The following is a 17,499-nucleotide window of genomic DNA, read 5'->3' as shown; positions in this document are numbered from 1 at the left end:
GTTCTTGCCTCTTGTAACAAAGTAAGAATGTCAATAGTAATTGCTTTTATATCCGAAGGTAGATGTTATCATTTAACCTTTGGAGACTTGATATAAGATTGGACTAAGTAAAAGCCTCTAGTTTCCATCTTACTTTCAAGCTCCTACAGAATTGAGGAGTGAAAGTCATTATGACCAAAATCAGTGCTGCCCTAGCCTTAAGTTTAACAACCCTAGCCACAGGGTTTTTGATGGCAGCTTGTACAACCACCAATACTACTGATGCTGGCACTAACAACGGTACAGCCAGCCCAGCAGCGAATACAACCACCAGCAGTGGCACAGGGTTGAAAATCGGCTCTTTACTGCCAACCACAGGGGATTTAGCATCTATTGGTCAACAAATGGCCGCAGCTGTTCCTTTACTAGTAGATACAGTTAACGCCTGTGGTGGTGTGAATGGTCAACCAGTAACTCTGGTAGCGGTAGACGACCAAACAGACCCCAAAGCAGGTGCAGCCGGGATGACTAAACTAGCAACCGTCGATAAAGTTGCTGGCGTAGTCGGTTCGTTTGCTAGTAGCGTATCTACGGCCGCAGTATCCATTGCAGCCCAAAATAAAGTCATGCTTGTTTCCCCTGGTAGCACCAGCCCCGTATTTACCGAAAAGGCACAGAAGGGTGATTTTAATGGCTTTTGGGCGCGCACAGTTCCCCCCGATAGCTACCAAGGCCCAGCCCTAGCCGAACTCGCCATCAAAAGAGGCTATAAGCGAGTTTCTACCGTAGTAATTAACAATGACTACGGAGTAGGTTTTGAAAAAGCCTTTGTCCAAGCCTTTGAAAAATTGGGCGGGACTGTAGTTAACAAAAATAATCCTGTCCGCTACGACCCCAAAGCCACAACCTTTGAAACCGAAGCCACTGCGGCTTTTGCAGGTAAACCTGATGCTGTCTTAGGCGTTTTTTATGTAGAGACAGGCAGCTTATTATTAAAATCAGCTTATCAGCAAGGTTTAACCAAAGGCGTACAAATCATGCTCACAGACGGCATGAAATCAGATGAATTTCCCGCCCAAGTAGGTAAAGCCCCAGATGGTAAGTATATAGTCTCTGGAGTTATTGGGACTGTTCCTGGTTCTGATGGTAAAGCCTTGGAAGCTTTCACAAAACTTTGGCAATCTAAAAAAGGTGGTTCACCAGGAGAATTTGCGCCTCAAGCGTGGGATGCAGCCGCCTTATTAGTATTGGCAGCACAAGCCGCTAAAGATAACACAGGTGTTGGTGTAGCAGGTAAAATCAAAGAAGTTTCTAACGCACCAGGTGTAGAAGTCACTGACGTTTGTGAAGGTTTGAAATTACTCAAAGAAGGTCAAGATATTAATTATCAAGGTGCTAGCGGCAATGTAGATATTGATGCTAACGGCGATGTCGTTGGTGTTTACGATGTCTGGACAGTACAAGACGATGGCAAACTAACAGTGATTGATAAAGTTACTCCCAAGCAATAAATAGTGATGAGTGCTGAGTGATTTTTAGTTTACTCAGCACTCAATAATGAGTCAGGTAAAAAAAGATTGCTGAGTAAGATACTCATTACTCATTACTCATTACTCATTACTCATTACTCACTAAAGTTAGAACCCAGAGAAATTGTACCCAACACCCACTAACAAGCCGATATCTGTGTCATCAAAAAATCCAGCATTGATAGCAGCAGTGGCGGTAAATTGAGCATTGATAGGCACATCAACACCACCAGATACTAAAACGGCAGTTTGGGAACCATCACCGGTTTTAATAGCTGCACCCACACCCACGTAGGGAGCAATTGCTAGGGGTTCATCAAAAGGATCTGCTTGTCTAAAAGAAAAATCGTAGGTGACAGGAATCAAAATCGTAGTGCTATCACCGAATATGGCTGAAGGTCTGATGGAAATTGCGTTTGTTAGTCCAATCTTGCTGACAGCTGCAAAATTACCATCGCCCAAGGATGAATCATTACCACTAATACCAATATTACCAGCAACCCCGATATAGCTACTACCGCCACGAGTCCGTCTACCAACATTAATATCTGATTGGGCTACGGTGTTACTAGCTGGTAGAGTAGCTGGTTGTGCAGATGGTGGGGAAACTAGAGTTGCTGATGTGGTTGCCACTGTCCCAGGGATGGGTGTAACGGGGGTATTAACCGCATCAGAAGCGGCGTTAACATTTGTCACATCAGAGAAAGAGACGTTTTGCTGTTCAGTTTCTACTTCAGCATTCGATGGGGTAGCAGACTCAACAACAGGTACTGTTTGAGCATTAACAGATACACTAGTACCTACAACAGCTACAGCAGCTAAACTAGACAAGCAATAAAAACCTTTACGCACAAAAATATTATTCACATTCACTCCTAACAAAATGTCGCCAGAACAAATAAATGATTAGTCTGGAATTAATTTCCCAAAATTTTGGTTTTTGGGGCAATATTCAAACTTTACCACCTGAAAATCCCTTCCCACATCCTGACATGGACGTAAATAGTTACTAAAAATATAGTCAAATATTTCTAGCTTGGTAAGGTTTACACCTTACAGGACTAACTACAAGCCTCTCTATTGAGTTTCTATCAAAGATAGAGTCCCCAACTACTTTTCTTAAGATGTTCAGAGAACCGTTTAAGTCGGCTGAGTATGTTTTACCACAGTGAGACTTAAATAAACCTCTCTTAACTCTTTTCCCTAAATATTGTTCATGCTTCTTGATGGGTTCAAAATCCAGGAAACTACACTTTGATGTGTAACTCTCTTCTGTAATTTGTACCTTAATTCCAGCCAATTTAGCTTTATATTCTAGCTGCTGAATCAATCTAGCATGAGGAATCTGAGTAAAGTTTTGGTTGTTTTTATTTCCCAAGTTAATTTTCTGTTTCCAATTCTCATTTTTACCGATTATCAAATGTGTGATTTTTTGCCTAACTAGCTGATTAATAATCAATCTACTAGCTGTGTGGAGGTAATAATCCACTTTGTTATTACGTTTCAGTGTTAATGCTTCTATTTTTCTAGAAGTCCTTTGATTGTTAGGTAACTGAGATTGGAGACTAGCTTTAACTTTGTTGTAAAATTGATTACATGATTTAATGGCTTTACCACAGACGATAAAAGGTTTAAAGTCTGAACAGTTACTACTAACGGTTGCTAAGTTATTTAAACCTATATCAATTGCTGCTATTCTATTCTTGCTATTGCTTTCTAGGGAGGTAACTTCTCTTTCATACACTGCCTCAATGATGTAGACATTATTTTTCGGAATGATTCTAACTTCTGCAATTTGTCTCAGTTGGGTTTTGACAGCTATTGCTAATCCTGAAAGGGCGATTAACCCTTTTTTTAAGGATTTTTGGGAAATAGCCTGATGATTAAAAGTTAATATATTTCTGCCATGCAGTTTATGTTTATATTTAGGTAACTTGGGTTTGCCTAAAAACTTTTCTGGATTGATTTGGTATTCTTCTTTAGCTGATTTGTAAGATTTAAAGCTTTTCTCAACTTGTCTAAATACCAATTGAGCAACTTTACTCGGTAATGCTTGATAGTCATCACTCGTTTTCAGTGAGTGATATATTTGATTCCATGTTGGGATGGGTTGATTTTGAAAGAAAGCCTGACGACATAGATAAACAGCACTGTTGAACAGGTTCTTTGATAAGAATGACATTTGATCAATCTTTTTGAACCATTGATGATTCTGCTTGATTATATGTCGCTCTACTAATCGCATTCTGACTCCACATGGTCTGATAACTGATTCATGGGTGATTTGGTCTAGTCAGATAATTTCATGTGCTGAATCATACCATAGATGTTAATGTCTGACTATTTCTGACTATATTTTTGTTATTTAAACCCAATACTAGATCATTAGATGGGTCAAAAAGAACAAATAAATTATCCTCATTTTGACTGAGGATAAAGTTTACTTAAATTTTCTAGAAATTGGGCATTGAGCTAGTCAATTCAAAATTCAAAATTCAAAATTCAAAATTAAAGAATTTTGGGCATTGGGCATTGGGCATTGGGGTAAAATCTTCTGTACTTCCTTGTCTACCTTGTCTCCCTGCTCCCCTGCCCCCTGCCTGCCCTCCCCTCCTGCTCCCTGCCCCCTACACCCTCCCTTACAGAGAAGCGATCGCCTCCCCTACCAACCGTGATATAAAAGGTAGAATCTGGCGATTTTGGGCGTGGTCTTTGCCTTCAGTAAACACTACCAATAAGAAGGGACGTTGATCTGGTAACTCAATATAGGCTGCATCATGACGTACTTGACTTGTCCAGCCAGCTTTTGACCAGATTTGACTATTTGGGGGGAGTCCACCACCAAGAAAACCTGTTATTTGGTCTTCTTCAACATTTTTGGGTAAATCATCTGGGTTAAGGCTGCGTTTGAGTAAAGCCATCATATTTTGCGATCGCTCACTAGAAACAGCCACCCCTCCCACAATACTATGTAATAAACGGGCGATCGCATTTGTCGTTAACATATTGCGATTTTCAAACATCTCGCCATAAAATGCCCTCTCCCTTCCATAAGGGCCATCACCCCAAGTTTTTTGACAAACGTTAATACTGTCTATCTCCTCCCATCCCAAAGATTGGAAATAGCGGTTAACAAAATTACGTTGCTGTTTCCAGGTTTCAAAAGGGTCTGGTGGTAATTCCGGGCCTGATGTCGTCCCCGTCAAAATATCGACAACTAAACTGGTAGCATCATTGCTAGAATCAACAATCATATCGCGCAAAGCCCTCTCTAATTCTTTTGAGGGTTGAGTCATGCCTTTTTCTAGCCACTCATTGGCTGCTACCAAATAAAACAGCTTAACTACACTCGCCGGATAAATTCGTTCTCCACCACGATAATTAAAACCACGTACAGGATGATGCCAAAAAGCGTCAGGAGTTAAAGCCCCACCAGTATTAACTGGCACAGGCGGATCATAAACAATCCAAGTCAACGCTATTTGATCACGGGCTAAGGTCGGAAATGCTGTCCAAGTAGCCTCTAAAATGCCATTACCCAGATTTTCTAATTGTTCATCTTTGCTAAAAAAAACCATTGCAGAATGCTCTCTAATATAGAATCTCAAATCCTCAACTTGACCTCAAATGAGTGTGAATGTCTAGCCGATTTGAACTTATATGATTCTCCTGAATGCACCCGCCTAGCAACTCAGGCCGCAGTTGGGCGACATTTACGGGTAACATCAAATCAGCAAGGTACAGCAGTTGAGGTGTATTTATGTGAGGACGACTATCCAGGGTGGGTATCTTTTAGTGATGTTAGTTTAATACAACCTGCTACTGTACTTTATCAGGCTCAGTCACTTTCCGAGGCGGAAATTCAACAACTGCTACCAAAAGTGATTGCTTTTACCCAAACAGCCATGCAGCAGCCTAATTATTATCTCTGGGGTGGCACAGTGGGGCCAAATTATGATTGTTCAGGATTAATGCAGTCCGCCTTTGCTGCCGTGGGCATTTGGTTGCCCAGAGATGCCTATCAACAAGAAGCTTTCACCCAAACCATTAATATTACTGAATTAGCCCCAGGAGATTTAGTATTTTTCGGCACACCAATAAAAGCCACCCATGTAGGCTTGTATTTAGGAAATGGTCATTACATCCATAGTTCCGGCAAAGAACAAGGACGCAATGGTATAGGCATTGACATCCTCTCGGAACAGGGAGATGTCGTCAGTCAGTCATACTATCAGCAGTTACGAGGGGCTGGCAGGGTGGTGAGAAGTTATGAGAGTAGGGGTGTAAGGGTGTAGGGGTGTAGGGGAGACAAGGTAGACAAGGTAGACAAGGGGGTAGGGGAGCAGGGAGCAAGGGAGCAGGGGGCAGGGGGCAAGGAAGACAAGGAAGACAAGGAAGACAAGGAAGATAAGGGAGGAATATTTACGCCTATGCCCAATTCCCCATGCCCAATGCCCAATGCCCCATGCCCAATTTTTAATTTTGAATTTTGAATTGCTTATGAGGAGTGCATTGATTCCAGGATTATTAAATGAGGAGAATGGTTTGATTTCTGCTGTTCTTCCAGATGTATCGGTGGTTGTACCAGTGCGGGATGAGGTGGAGAGTTTGCCTTTATTGTTGGAGGCGATCGCATCTACTCTTAGTGCTAGTGAGTTAAGCTATGAAATCATCTGTGTTGATGATGGTTCTAGTGATGGTTCGGCGAAATTTCTCAAGGAACAGGCACAAATTCGCCCTGATTTAAAGGCGGTGATTCTGCGGCGCAATTATGGACAAACGGCAGCAATGGCAGCAGGATTTAAATATGCGATGGGTAAAGCGATCGTCACTTTAGATGCTGATTTGCAAAATGACCCAGCTGATATTCCGATGTTGTTAGCTAAGTTAGAGGAAGGTTACGATTTAGTCAGTGGTTGGCGGCAAAATCGTCAAGATGGGGCTTTAAATCGCCTTTTACCTTCTAAAATTGCGAATTGGCTAATTCGTCGCACTACTAGCGTTAATATTCATGATTATGGCTGTTCCCTCAAAGCTTATCGTGCGGAACTGGTGGCAGATATGAATCTCTATGGTGAACTTCACCGTTTTCTACCTGCACTAGCTTACATCGAAGGGGCAAGAATTACAGAAATGCCTGTGCGCCATCATGCCCGGCGTTTTGGACGCAGTAAGTATGGCATCTCCAGAACCTTCCGAGTGTTAATGGATTTGCTCACCATTTTGTTTATGAAGAAGTTCCTTACCCGTCCCATGCACGTTTTTGGCTTATTAGGGCTAATTTCTATGTTTTTAGGGATAGTTTTAGGAATTTATTTGACTTTTCTCAAACTAGCAATGGGTGAGATGATTGGTAATCGTCCTTTGCTCATTTTGGCGGTACTACTGCTAGTTACAGGAGTACAACTATTTAGCTTTGGACTGTTGGCAGAGTTAATGATGCGTACTTACCACGAATCCCAAGGCAGGCCAATATATCGTGTGCGGGAAGTTGTGGCAAAAAAAGATAACTAGCGTAACAATAATGATGCAGAATTGAGTATTTACCTTCGGAATTTTCAATTTTGAATTGACTGCTTAATTCTGGTACACACCTAGCATTAATTTGCACCTGCCTTGAACGCTTTTCATACTTTTGACACAAACCTCAGACGTAACCTGCTGATTCTATTTGCGGCAGGTTTATTATTCTGGTCTAGTACAGGGATGTTTCTACCTACTCTACCTGTTTACATGGAGAGTATAGGCAACAGCAAGCAAGAAATTGGCATTGTCATGGGTGGTTTTGCCATTGGATTGCTGCTTTTTCGCCCCATCTTAGGAAAGTGGGCAGATGAATATAGTCGGAAGTTGGTGTTATTAATTGGCACAACAGTGGCTTTTTTAGCACCCTTTGGTTATTTAGGATTTACATCAATTCCGATGTTGATCTTGGTGCGAATTTTTCACGGTATTAGCATTGCTGCTTTCACCACTGGCTACAGTGCATTAGTATCAGATTTATCCCCTGTGGCTGTACGTGGCGAAATCATTAGTTATATGAGTTTAACTACACCTTTAGGCATGGCAATAGGGCCAGCTATAGGGGAATATTTAGCAACTCAAACTAGTTACTCAACCTTATTTCTCTTCTGTGCGGCCTTAGCATTTATGGGGCTTGTGGGGACAGTACAAATCATTAGTCCACCGGCACAGATATATCAGCAAAATTTAGGTAAAAGTCAGAAATTTTGGCAGATTTTGCTGAGTCCACGGGTAAGAGTGCCAGCTTTGGTGATGTTAGTAGTTGGTATCTCTGTCGGTGCTGTACACGTATTTATATCATTGTTTATCAAATCGACTGGGGTAGATTTTAACGCTGGGTTATTTTTTACCATAGCAGCGATCGCTAGTTTTATTTTCCGATTATTCACAGGCAAAGCTAGCGATCGCCTTGGACGTGGTTTATTTATTACCTTTGGTCTCAGTACTTATACGTTAGCTGGTCTGATGTTGTGGCAAGCCAATAGTACCACAGCCTTCATTTTGGCAGCCTTAGCTGAAGGCTGTGGCGGTGGAACGGTTATGTCTATGATGACAACATTAATGGTAGATCGTTCTTTACCCCACGAACGGGGACGGATTTTATCGCTGTGTATCGCTGGTTTCGACTTGGGAATTGCGATCGCTGCTCCTATTCTCGGATTTATCGCCCAAAACTTCGGCTATCAAAATATGTATGGCTACACCGCTATCTTAACCTTCCTAGGACTCATTATCTTCCTCACCCTATCCAGCAAAAACCCCTCTCAATCTCTACTTTTTGCTTTAGGCCGTAGTCAAGATGCCTATTCGTTGAATAATAGGGAATAGGGCATCGGGAAGCAGGGGGCAGGGGAGCAGGGAGCAGGGGAGCAGGGGGAGACAAGGAAGACAAGGAAGACAAGGAAGACAAGGGAGATTTTACCCCAATGCCCAATGCCCAATGCCCAATGCCCCATTCCCCATAAAAAAAGACAAAAGCCAGATATCAAAACCTGACTTTTGCCTTTTTATTCATGAAACGGGCGAGGAGGGATTCGAACCCCCGACACCGTGGTCCGTAGCCACGTGCTCTAGTCCACTGAGCTACACGCCCTTACAAGAAATATATAGTAACACTTTCTTCGGGAATAATGCAAGACAATTTTCCAAAAAATTTTGCGAACCTAACTCATCTTGATCACCAGGGACAAGCTCACATGGTAGATGTGTCAGAGAAAGCTTCTACCGTCAGGGAAGCTGTAGCTGCTGCCCAAGTGCGGATGCTACCAGCAACTTTAGCGGCAATTCAAGCAGGTAACACTCCTAAAGGGGATGTTTTAGCTACCGCTAGAATAGCTGGGATTATGGCGGCTAAACAGACATCTAATTTGATTCCTCTGTGTCACCCCTTACCCCTGCAAAAAGTTGCCGTCGAAATCACACCTGATCTTGAACTACCTGGCTATCAAATTCAGGCTACAGTCAAAACTCAAGCTGAAACCGGCGTTGAAATGGAAGCTTTAACGGCTGTTTCGATTGCAGCTTTGACTTTGTACGATATGGCTAAAGCCTTAGAAAAATCCATGCAAATTGAAGCAATTCGCTTAATTAGTAAAACTGGCGGTAAATCAGGGGATTATTTTGAGGAATAGGGAATGGGGCAGAAAAATTCAAAATTCAAAATTCAAAATTCAAAATTCAGGAATTTTGGGGCATTGGGCATTGGGCATTGGGCATTGGGCATTGGGCATTGGGTTAAAAATCTCCCTTGTCTACCTTGTCTCCCCCTGCTCCCCTGCTCCCTGCTCCCCTGCCCCCTGCCCCCCTGCCCCCTGCCCCCTGCCCACTAATCTATCTCGCCTATGGCTTTATTAACGTCCGTTGGGGTATCGTATTCGTCATTTTCTGGTAATTTCTCCAGAAGTGAAAGTATATTCCGATCAGCCCCCTGCTTTTGAGCGTGTTGAATTAATTCTTGTTTATTTGCAGGGTAGTCAACACCTTTGAGGTGTTTTTGGATTTGCACTGGGTTTGCTTTAGCCATTTTTAGCACCACTAGAGATTGTTAACATCTTCACTGAGGAATTTGTTAGCTCCCTCTATCAACCAGCAGAACCATTTGAGATGCTTGGCAGTTCCCAAATCATCCAATTGGTTGATGTCTTAATTTTTCAAACAATCTCATAGTAATTTGGCTAACATATACACTCAATCCCTAAAAACCTTAAGATAAGTAAGTGTGTTAAAAATTGTAATAAATATTTATGCCTCCTCGTTGGCCTCGCAAACCCGATCGCAATGACCCTGAATTTCGTAAATTAGACGATCGCATGAATTTCGCGGTTCATGTAGCAGTAACGGCTACAATCAACTCTGGACTATGGTTCTTCCATAACTTGACAGCCGCATCTTGGGAGTGGTTGCCCTGGTTAACATCTGGTTGGGTTTTAGTATTATTAGTGCATTTAATTTACATTACAGCGATCGCTAATTATTCACCCAGCCCGCCTAAGTCTACGTAAAAAGATTGGCTACTCTAGCTATTGGAGCTTTGTGGCGAAAGTGCTGAGTAGCCTAGCAGTAGCGAATAACAGTTATCAACTAACTTTTAATACCTGTTGTAGCAATGCCTCTGATAAACTGACGCTGGCCTATGAGAAATAGCACCATTACAGGAACAGTAGCAATTGTCACCGCCGCCATCATTAACGGCCAATTATTGGTAAACTGCTCCTGAAATTCGGCTAAAGCTAGCTGCACCGTTCTTAACTCTGGCCGGGTCGTAAATACGAGTGGCTTAAATAAGTCGTTCCATTCAGCGATAAATGTAAATAAAAACAGCGTGACTAAGGCAGGACGAGCTAAAGGTAACATGACTCGCCACAGAATTTGTAATCTGTTTGCGCCATCAATCGTTGCAGCTTCTTCCAATTCTACTGGAATTGTCTGGAAATATTGACGTAAGAGAAAAATGCCAAAACCGTTGACAGCCGTTGGTAAAATCAATGCCCCATAGGTATTGATTAGGTGTCCCCACTTCAACACCAAAAAGATGGGAATCACCAGCAATTGAAATGGGATCACCAGAGTAGCTAAGACTACTAGCAACAGTGCTTGTTTACCGCGAAATTTTAATCTGGCCAACGCATAACCCGCCAAAGCCGAAGTCACAATCTGAAATGCCGTCACAGCGATCGCTACCAAGGTAGAATTAGCAAATGCCAATAAAAATTGACCTCGTTGCCACGCATCGCGGTAATTAGCCCAAGACCAATTATTTTTGGGCAAAAGTTCTATGTTTGCTCCCGGAGGTGCAAAGGATGTGAGAAAAACCACCAACAATGGTGATAGAACAATTACTGCACCGAGTATTAGTCCTGCTAGGCTCAAAAAATTGGCAGATTGTAGACTCCAGTTTGATTTAGACATGAGTATAGGGGTATAGATATGAAATTAAGTCAATCAATTTTGGATTTTAGATTTGAGATTTTGGATTGACTCTCACCCTAAAGGTTCGAGGCTTGGGGATTTTAGATATTTCTACACCACTGGGGAGTGGGACTTGTACCAAAAACAATCTAAAATCCAAAATTTGGAGGGTGAATTATCTCCTGCTAGCCGAATGCCCAACGCCTATTTTGCAGGAATTACTCCAACAAATAGCAAGAATTTTCACCATGATCTATTGAATTGGTTAAATTGGTAGAGTTATCACACCCTACAAAAGCTAATCTATAACATAGTGACTTGTTAAGTAAAATTAAACAACAGCGAACATTACCCTCAAGACATGGGGTAAATTAAATTCTGGTATTAAATGATTCAAGTTACAGGAGTAAAGATACTATGCAGCAGGTTGCAGCCGATTTAGAAATAGACTTCAAGAGCGAAAAATATAAAGATGCTTACAGTCGCATTAATGCGATCGTAATTGAAGGTGAACAAGAAGCTTATGAAAATTACATCACACTAGCTGAACTCCTGCCAGAACATAAAGACGAGTTGATTCGCCTCTCAAAAATGGAAAGTCGCCACAAGAAAGGATTTCAAGCTTGTGGACGTAATTTGGCGGTAGAACCAGATATGCAGTTTGCCAAAGAGTTCTTTGCTGGGTTGCATGGCAATTTCCAAGTAGCAGCCGCAGAAGGTAAAGTTGTTACTTGCTTGTTAATTCAGTCTTTGATCATCGAATGTTTTGCGATCGCAGCATACAACATCTACATCCCCGTAGCCGATGATTTCGCCCGCAAAATCACCGAGGGAGTTGTCCAAGATGAATATAGTCACCTCAACTTTGGTGAAGTTTGGCTAAAAGAACATTTCACCGACTCCAAGGAAGAATTAGAAGCAGCTAACCGCCAAAACCTACCTATAGTTTGGAAAATGCTCAATCAAGTAGAAGCAGATGCCGCAACTCTGGCGATGGAAAAAGAAGCCCTAGTAGAAGATTTTATGATTCAGTATGGAGAAGCCCTGAACAATATTGGTTTCACAACCAGAGATATCATGCGTTTATCAGCCTACGGATTAGCATCTGTTTAACATAGTGCTGAGTTATTCTGGCTGGGTGCTGGGAGCATCCAGCACTCGCTGCTGAAGTTGTTTATCGTATTTTCAACAGTGAACAGTGTTGGGTGAACAGTTATCATTTAAATCCCTGGGTTTAAATTCCCCAGCATAATCTCTGAATAACTGATAACTGATAACTGATTTAAGAGTTAGGTATATTCTCTTACCAACCAAATCCACGCTTTCGACAAGGCACACGCCTAATATATCACTACATGTTTGGTCTAATTGGACATCTGACTAGTTTAGAACACGCTCAGGCGGTAGCTCAAGAATTGGGATACCCAGAATACGCCGATCAAGGGCTAGATTTTTGGTGCAGCGCGCCACCCCAAATTGTGGATCATATTAAAGTTACCAGTATTACTGGTGAGATTATTGAAGGTAAGTATGTAGAGTCTTGCTTCTTACCGGAGATGCTAGCAAATCGCCGGATTAAAGCTGCAACACGCAAAATCCTGAACGCAATGGCTCATGCTCAAAAGCATGGCATTGATATTACAGCTTTGGGTGGTTTTTCTTCAATTATTTTTGAAAATTTCAACTTGGAGCAGTTTAGGCAAGTCCGTAACATCAAGCTAGAGTTTGAAAGATTTACTACGGGCAACACACATACAGCCTATATTATCTGCCGTCAAGTAGAAGCCGCATCCCAACAAATAGGAATTGACCTTTCCCAAGCCACAGTAGCTATATGTGGGGCTACAGGTGATATTGGTAGCGCAGTCACTCGGTGGCTAGATGCTAAAACCGATGTGAAGGAACTCTTGCTGATAGCCCGTAACCAAGAACGTCTGCAAGAATTGCAAGCCGAACTAGGACGCGGAAAAATTATGGGCTTGGATGAGGCGTTACCCCAAGCTGATATTGTAGTTTGGGTGGCTAGTATGCCCAAAGGCGTAGAAATTGACCCCACTACCTTGAAGCAACCTTGTCTATTGATTGACGGTGGCTATCCTAAAAATTTAGGTACGAAAATTCAGCATCCTGGTGTGTATGTATTAAATGGTGGCATTGTAGAGCATTCCTTGGATATTGACTGGAAAATTATGAAAATCGTCAATATGGAAGTGCCAGCACGACAGTTATTTGCTTGTTTTGCTGAATCAATGTTACTGGAATTTGAGAAGTTATACACGAACTTTTCTTGGGGGCGTAATCAGATTACCGTAGACAAAATGGAGCAGATTGGTCGAGCTTCAGTTAAACATGGGTTTAGACCACTGCTGGTTTAAGACTGGGGATTGGGGACTGGGGACTGGGGAAAGGCGAGGCAGGGTGCAGGGGAGCAGGGAGACGGGGGGAGACAAGGGAGGGGGGAGTGTGGGGAGAGAGGGAAGTGTGGGGGGAAAGATTTGTTCTCCACCATCCCACACCTCCCACACCAAGCACACCCTGCCCTGACGAGGTTTCCGCTTAACAAGCGTGCCATTCCCCCATGCCCAATGCCCGATGCCCCATGCCCGATGCCCAATGCCCGATGCCCCATGCCCCATGCCCTAATACCCAATACCCAATACCTAACTTATGGCTACTACTGAGCGTAAACCTTTACTGTTGGATTTTGAAAAGCCTTTAGCTGAATTAGCAAACCGGATTGACCAAATTCGGCAACTAGCAGAGGAAAATGGCGTTGATGTTTCTGGAGAAATCCGTAAACTAGAAACACGCGCCATGCAACTGCGTGAGGAGATTTTTAGTACCTTATCTCCCGCACAACGCTTGCAAGTTGCCCGTCACCCCCGCCGCCCTAGTACCTTAGATTACATCCAGGCGATTAGTGATGAATGGATGGAGTTACATGGCGATCGCTCTGGAAGTGATGATCCGGCTTTAATTGGTGGTGTAGCTCGTTTAGCTGGACAACCTGTAGTGATTTTGGGTCATCAAAAAGGACGCGATACTAAAGATAATATCGCTCGTAATTTCGGCATGGCTACCCCTGGCGGTTATCGCAAAGCAATGCGCCTCATGGAACACGCCAACAAGTTTAGTATGCCGATTTTGACATTTATTGATACACCGGGAGCTTTGCCCACGGTGGTAGCAGAACGCCAAGGTGCAGGGGAAGCGATCGCCTATAATCTGCGCGAGATGTTTTCTTTAGATGTACCCATTATCTGCACAGTCATCGGTGAAGGTGGTTCTGGTGGTGCTTTGGGTATTGGTGTTGGCGATCGCCTGTTAATGTTTGAACACGCTGTCTACACCGTCGCTACCCCCGAAGCCTGCGCCGCAATTTTATGGAAAGACGCTAGCAAAGCTCCCCAAGCCGCCGTCGCCTTAAAAATTGTTTCCCACGACTTGAAAAACTTGGGCATCATTGATCAAATTCTCCCTGAACCCATTGGCGGCGCACACACCGAACCTCTGCAAGCTGCTAATACCCTCAAGCAAGCATTACTCGATAATCTCCAACAACTCAATAGTTTAACAGCCTCAGAAAGACGGCAACTGCGCTATGAAAAATTCCGCAAAATTGGCGTTTTCACTGAAGTTAATCATTAATCACCGTTAGAAAATAGCTCATTGATACAATTGCAGTGTTATAATTGCCTGTGGCTCTTAATGATTTTTAACAATCTATTGCAGCCATAGGCATTTATATATGTCACACATCGACTCCTAGCGAGAGGTTTGCAGATTATTCCTCAACTAGCTTTAATTACATTACCTGATTGATTCATTAGACTATGATTCTTTGTCTTATGGTCAAAAATACCTAGTCAGGAAACGAATAATAACAAACAATAGTAGCATTTTTCAAGGAAAATCATCGGAATTTAAGATTAATTTAATCTATTTCCGGCAAAAGATTTTCATAATGGAATGAGCAGGGCTGGCAAAACTGCCAAAAAATTGGGAGACAGCATGAGTTTGGAGCAGAAACGACGGGCTTTAATTACTGGAGCAAGTAGTGGAATTGGTAAAGCAACGGCATTTGCTTTCACACAAGCAGGCATAGACGTGGCTTTAGTGAGCCGTTCTCTAGATAAGTTGGAGGCTGTAGCCGCAGCCACAAGACACAATGGAGTGACAGCCAAAGCTTACGCCTTAGACCTGGCAGAAGTATCGCAAGTCAAAGAAAAAATGACCGCGATCGCCCTTGATTTCGGAGATATAGATATTTTGGTCAATAATGCAGGAATGGGGTACACAGCCACCTTAAGCGACACTCCTCTTGCAGACTGGCAACAAGTAATTGACTTGAACCTGACTAGCGTATTGCAGTGTATTCAAGCAATCCTACCTGGAATGCGGGTGAGAGGGAAAGGCACAATCATTAATGTTGCCTCCATAGCCGCCAAACAAACCTTTCCTAACTGGGGTGCTTATTGTGTAAGTAAATTTGGGTTACTGGCTCTATCTCAAACACTGGCACAGGAAGAACGCGCCCACGGGATTCGCGTCACAACAATTTGCCCTGGTTCTGTGAACACCGAAATATGGGATACACCAACCGTTCATGCTGACTTTGACCGTTCCCAAATGCTGACCCCAGAAATTGTAGCTGAATCAATTGTCCATACCGCTTTATTACCACCACAAGCAGTCATAGACGAATTAATTCTCATGCCCAGTGCTGGCGCACTCTAAATTTAGTTGCGTGTTACTGCTCATTTGTTATGCACCCATAGCAAATGACCAATAACTAATGACTAATCATCAATAGAACTCTTGCACAAATATCTGAATACATAACTTTCAAACGTATCTTCCTGCGTTCTTGCTTTGCGCCTCTGCGCCTTTGCATGAGCCTAGAAAATATATTTTGTCAGCCACACCAAAGTATTGATGCAAGCAGTCTCATCAACGACCATAACACCATAACCAAGTATTACATCATGACTATTGCTAGTTCCAACGGTTCTAATCGTTCTCAATCGCCTCTAATTCCCGACTTAGCAGAAGCCATCAACACCAGACCAGACCGCAACACCCACAACGGACAAAAGCCAGAATTGCATCCACCATCACCAGAAAACATGGAACAAATGATGGATGCTGTCAGAGCGATATTAGTAGGCGTTGGAGAAGATCCAGAACGGGAAGGCTTATTAAAGACACCCAAGCGCGTTGCAGAAGCCATGCAGTTTTTAACTAGTGGCTATAACCAATCTTTAGAAGAACTCATCAATGGTGCTGTTTTTGATGAAGGACATAACGAGATGGTATTAGTCCGGGATATTAACTTCTTTAGCCTTTGTGAACATCATATGTTGCCCTTTATGGGTAGAGCGCACGTTGCTTACATCCCTAACCAAAAAGTAGTGGGATTGAGTAAACTAGCCCGAATTGTCGAGATGTATTCCCGTCGCTTACAAGTGCAAGAAAGACTGACTCGCCAAATTGCCGAAGCGATTCAAACCATCTTAGAACCCCAGGGAGTAGCAGTAGTCATGGAAGCCACCCATATGTGCATGGTGATGCGGGGTGTACAAAAACCCGGCTCTTGGACTGTGACTAGCGCAATGGTGGGCGTATTCCAAGAAGAACAAAAAACCCGTGAAGAATTTTTTAACTTGATTCGTCATCAAGCTGCATTCTTTTAGGGAATGGGGAATGGGGCATGGGGCATGGGGCAATTCAATTTTGGATTTTGGATTTTCAATTTTGGATTGGATTTCAATCTAAAATCCGAAATCTAAAATCTAAAATTCTTTCCCTTGTCTACCTTGTCTACCTTGTCTCCCCCTGCCCCCTGCCCCCTGCCCCCCTGCCCCCCTGCCCTAACCTCTGAAACAGTAAGGCAACTTTCTCTAAATCTTTATTTCCGGGTTTAATTTCTACACCACTTGATAAATCAATGCCATCGGGATTGACTAAACTTAAGGCTTGTAGAATATTGTCTGGTGTCAGTCCCCCTGCTAATAACCAAGGACAACTCGGGCGAAATTGTTGTAACATCTGCCAATCTAAAGTTTGCCCTGTACCGCCTAATTGTTGGGGGTGATAGGCATCTAGTAATAAAGTGTCTATGTGTTGAGTGTAAGTCATAGCTTGTTCTAAATGCTCAACATTGCGGATTCTCAGGGCTTTAATAATTTCTACTTGCGGTAAAGCTTGTTGCAACTGAGCGCAAAATTCTGGGGATTCGTCGGCGTGTAACTGGACACCAGTTAAACCAGCACTAGAAACAACTTGAATAATTTCGGTCAAACTGGCGTTGGCGAAAACACCGATTTTGTCAATGGTTTGGGGTAAGTCTGTCACCGCCGCCTGGATTTGAGGGATGGTAACATAGCGGGGCGAGGTAGGTACACATATAAATCCTAGGGCAGTTGCGCCTAAAGAAGCGATCGCTAGTGACTGTTGTGGTTGGGTGATACCGCAAATTTTTACACGCATAGGAATTTTCAATACACCAAACTGAAAAACTGAATTTCGGTGATGTCCTAACTAACTCTATAATTTTCTA

At 42.9% G+C, this 17,499-nt stretch carries 18 protein-coding genes and 1 tRNA gene; 12 read left to right on the top strand and 7 right to left on the bottom strand.

The window, feature by feature from the left end:
• Positions 1-170 precede the first annotated feature (170 nt).
• Positions 171-1,490, top strand: coding sequence for an ABC transporter substrate-binding protein (locus ACPZ3T_RS23185; RefSeq protein WP_490271802.1), 1,320 nt, complete (start codon positions 171-173; stop codon positions 1,488-1,490).
• 126 nt (positions 1,491-1,616) lie between these two features.
• Here ACPZ3T_RS23185 and ACPZ3T_RS23180 read toward each other — a convergent pair whose 3' ends face one another.
• From ACPZ3T_RS23180 to ACPZ3T_RS23170, 3 genes are all read right to left on the bottom strand, one after another.
• A complete protein-coding gene (locus ACPZ3T_RS23180; RefSeq protein ID WP_490271801.1) occupies positions 1,617-2,375 on the bottom strand; it encodes a hypothetical protein in 759 nt (252 codons plus the stop codon).
• A 154-nt stretch (positions 2,376-2,529) separates the two neighbouring features.
• Entirely contained in the window at positions 2,530-3,690 is a 1,161-nt protein-coding gene (locus ACPZ3T_RS23175; RefSeq protein ID WP_490271800.1) for an RNA-guided endonuclease InsQ/TnpB family protein, read from the bottom strand.
• Positions 3,691-4,147: 457 nt separating this feature from the next.
• Positions 4,148-5,086 carry a serine hydrolase gene (locus ACPZ3T_RS23170; protein WP_490271799.1) on the bottom strand — a complete coding sequence of 313 codons (939 nt, stop codon included), beginning with the start codon at positions 5,084-5,086 and terminating at the stop codon, positions 4,148-4,150.
• Between the two features lie 6 nt (positions 5,087-5,092).
• Between ACPZ3T_RS23170 and ACPZ3T_RS23165 the strand changes: the two genes are divergently transcribed.
• The 3 genes from ACPZ3T_RS23165 to ACPZ3T_RS23155 all read left to right on the top strand — a co-directional run bounded on the left by ACPZ3T_RS23165 (position 5,093) and on the right by ACPZ3T_RS23155 (position 8,360).
• On the top strand, positions 5,093-5,803 hold the full coding sequence (locus tag ACPZ3T_RS23165; protein ID WP_490271798.1) for a C40 family peptidase: 711 nt from the start codon (positions 5,093-5,095) through the stop codon (positions 5,801-5,803).
• 205 nt (positions 5,804-6,008) lie between these two features.
• Positions 6,009-7,022, top strand: a complete 1,014-nt coding sequence (locus ACPZ3T_RS23160; protein WP_490277342.1) for a glycosyltransferase family 2 protein — start codon at positions 6,009-6,011, stop codon at positions 7,020-7,022.
• A gap of 102 nt (positions 7,023-7,124) precedes the next feature.
• The gene (locus ACPZ3T_RS23155) at positions 7,125-8,360 is read left to right on the top strand and encodes an MFS transporter (RefSeq protein ID WP_490271797.1); all 1,236 of its coding nucleotides are present in this window, start codon (positions 7,125-7,127) and stop codon (positions 8,358-8,360) included.
• A 191-nt stretch (positions 8,361-8,551) separates the two neighbouring features.
• On the opposite strand, the gene ACPZ3T_RS23150 is transcribed toward ACPZ3T_RS23155, so the two are convergent.
• A tRNA-Arg gene (locus ACPZ3T_RS23150) sits at positions 8,552-8,625 on the bottom strand.
• A 37-nt stretch (positions 8,626-8,662) separates the two neighbouring features.
• Between ACPZ3T_RS23150 and moaC the strand changes: the two genes are divergently transcribed.
• Entirely contained in the window at positions 8,663-9,163 is a 501-nt protein-coding gene (moaC, locus tag ACPZ3T_RS23145; RefSeq protein WP_490271796.1) for a cyclic pyranopterin monophosphate synthase MoaC, read from the top strand.
• 194 nt (positions 9,164-9,357) lie between these two features.
• Here moaC and ACPZ3T_RS23140 read toward each other — a convergent pair whose 3' ends face one another.
• Positions 9,358-9,555, bottom strand: a complete 198-nt coding sequence (locus ACPZ3T_RS23140; RefSeq protein ID WP_490271795.1) for a DUF2795 domain-containing protein — start codon at positions 9,553-9,555, stop codon at positions 9,358-9,360.
• Between the two features lie 220 nt (positions 9,556-9,775).
• On the opposite strand from ACPZ3T_RS23140, the gene ACPZ3T_RS23135 reads away from it, so the two are divergent.
• Positions 9,776-10,033, top strand: coding sequence for a hypothetical protein (locus ACPZ3T_RS23135; RefSeq protein ID WP_490271794.1), 258 nt, complete (start codon positions 9,776-9,778; stop codon positions 10,031-10,033).
• Between the two features lie 79 nt (positions 10,034-10,112).
• Here ACPZ3T_RS23135 and ACPZ3T_RS23130 read toward each other — a convergent pair whose 3' ends face one another.
• Complete coding sequence (locus ACPZ3T_RS23130) at positions 10,113-10,940, bottom strand: carbohydrate ABC transporter permease (protein ID WP_490271793.1); 828 nt, start codon at positions 10,938-10,940, stop codon at positions 10,113-10,115.
• A gap of 417 nt (positions 10,941-11,357) precedes the next feature.
• Between ACPZ3T_RS23130 and ACPZ3T_RS23125 the strand changes: the two genes are divergently transcribed.
• From ACPZ3T_RS23125 to folE, 6 genes are all read left to right on the top strand, one after another.
• Entirely contained in the window at positions 11,358-12,053 is a 696-nt protein-coding gene (locus tag ACPZ3T_RS23125; protein ID WP_490271792.1) for an aldehyde oxygenase (deformylating), read from the top strand.
• Positions 12,054-12,295: 242 nt separating this feature from the next.
• The gene (locus tag ACPZ3T_RS23120; protein WP_490271791.1) at positions 12,296-13,315 is read left to right on the top strand and encodes a long-chain acyl-[acyl-carrier-protein] reductase; all 1,020 of its coding nucleotides are present in this window, start codon (positions 12,296-12,298) and stop codon (positions 13,313-13,315) included.
• A gap of 9 nt (positions 13,316-13,324) precedes the next feature.
• Positions 13,325-13,621 (top strand): hypothetical protein, encoded by a 297-nt coding sequence (locus ACPZ3T_RS23115; RefSeq protein WP_490271790.1) that lies wholly within the window; start codon positions 13,325-13,327, stop codon positions 13,619-13,621.
• The gene (locus ACPZ3T_RS23110) at positions 13,608-14,588 is read left to right on the top strand and encodes an acetyl-CoA carboxylase carboxyltransferase subunit alpha (protein ID WP_490271789.1); all 981 of its coding nucleotides are present in this window, start codon (positions 13,608-13,610) and stop codon (positions 14,586-14,588) included. The genes ACPZ3T_RS23115 and ACPZ3T_RS23110 overlap by 14 nt, the downstream gene beginning before the upstream one ends.
• Before the next feature lie 363 nt (positions 14,589-14,951).
• On the top strand, positions 14,952-15,677 hold the full coding sequence (locus tag ACPZ3T_RS23105) for an SDR family oxidoreductase (protein WP_490277341.1): 726 nt from the start codon (positions 14,952-14,954) through the stop codon (positions 15,675-15,677).
• Between the two features lie 248 nt (positions 15,678-15,925).
• A complete protein-coding gene (gene folE, locus ACPZ3T_RS23100; RefSeq protein ID WP_490277340.1) occupies positions 15,926-16,633 on the top strand; it encodes a GTP cyclohydrolase I FolE in 708 nt (235 codons plus the stop codon).
• Between the two features lie 127 nt (positions 16,634-16,760).
• Here the strand turns inward: folE and ACPZ3T_RS23095 are convergent, their stop codons facing one another.
• Positions 16,761-17,429: a phosphoribosylanthranilate isomerase gene (locus ACPZ3T_RS23095; RefSeq protein ID WP_490271788.1), complete on the bottom strand. Its 669-nt coding sequence runs from the start codon at positions 17,427-17,429 to the stop codon at positions 16,761-16,763.
• Positions 17,430-17,499 lie beyond the last annotated feature (70 nt).

The sequence above is a fragment of the Aliinostoc maniaoense genome (genome assembly GCF_058172895.1).
The sequence above is the reverse complement of the archived record's forward strand: the minus strand, read 5'-3'. Positions and strand labels throughout refer to the sequence as shown.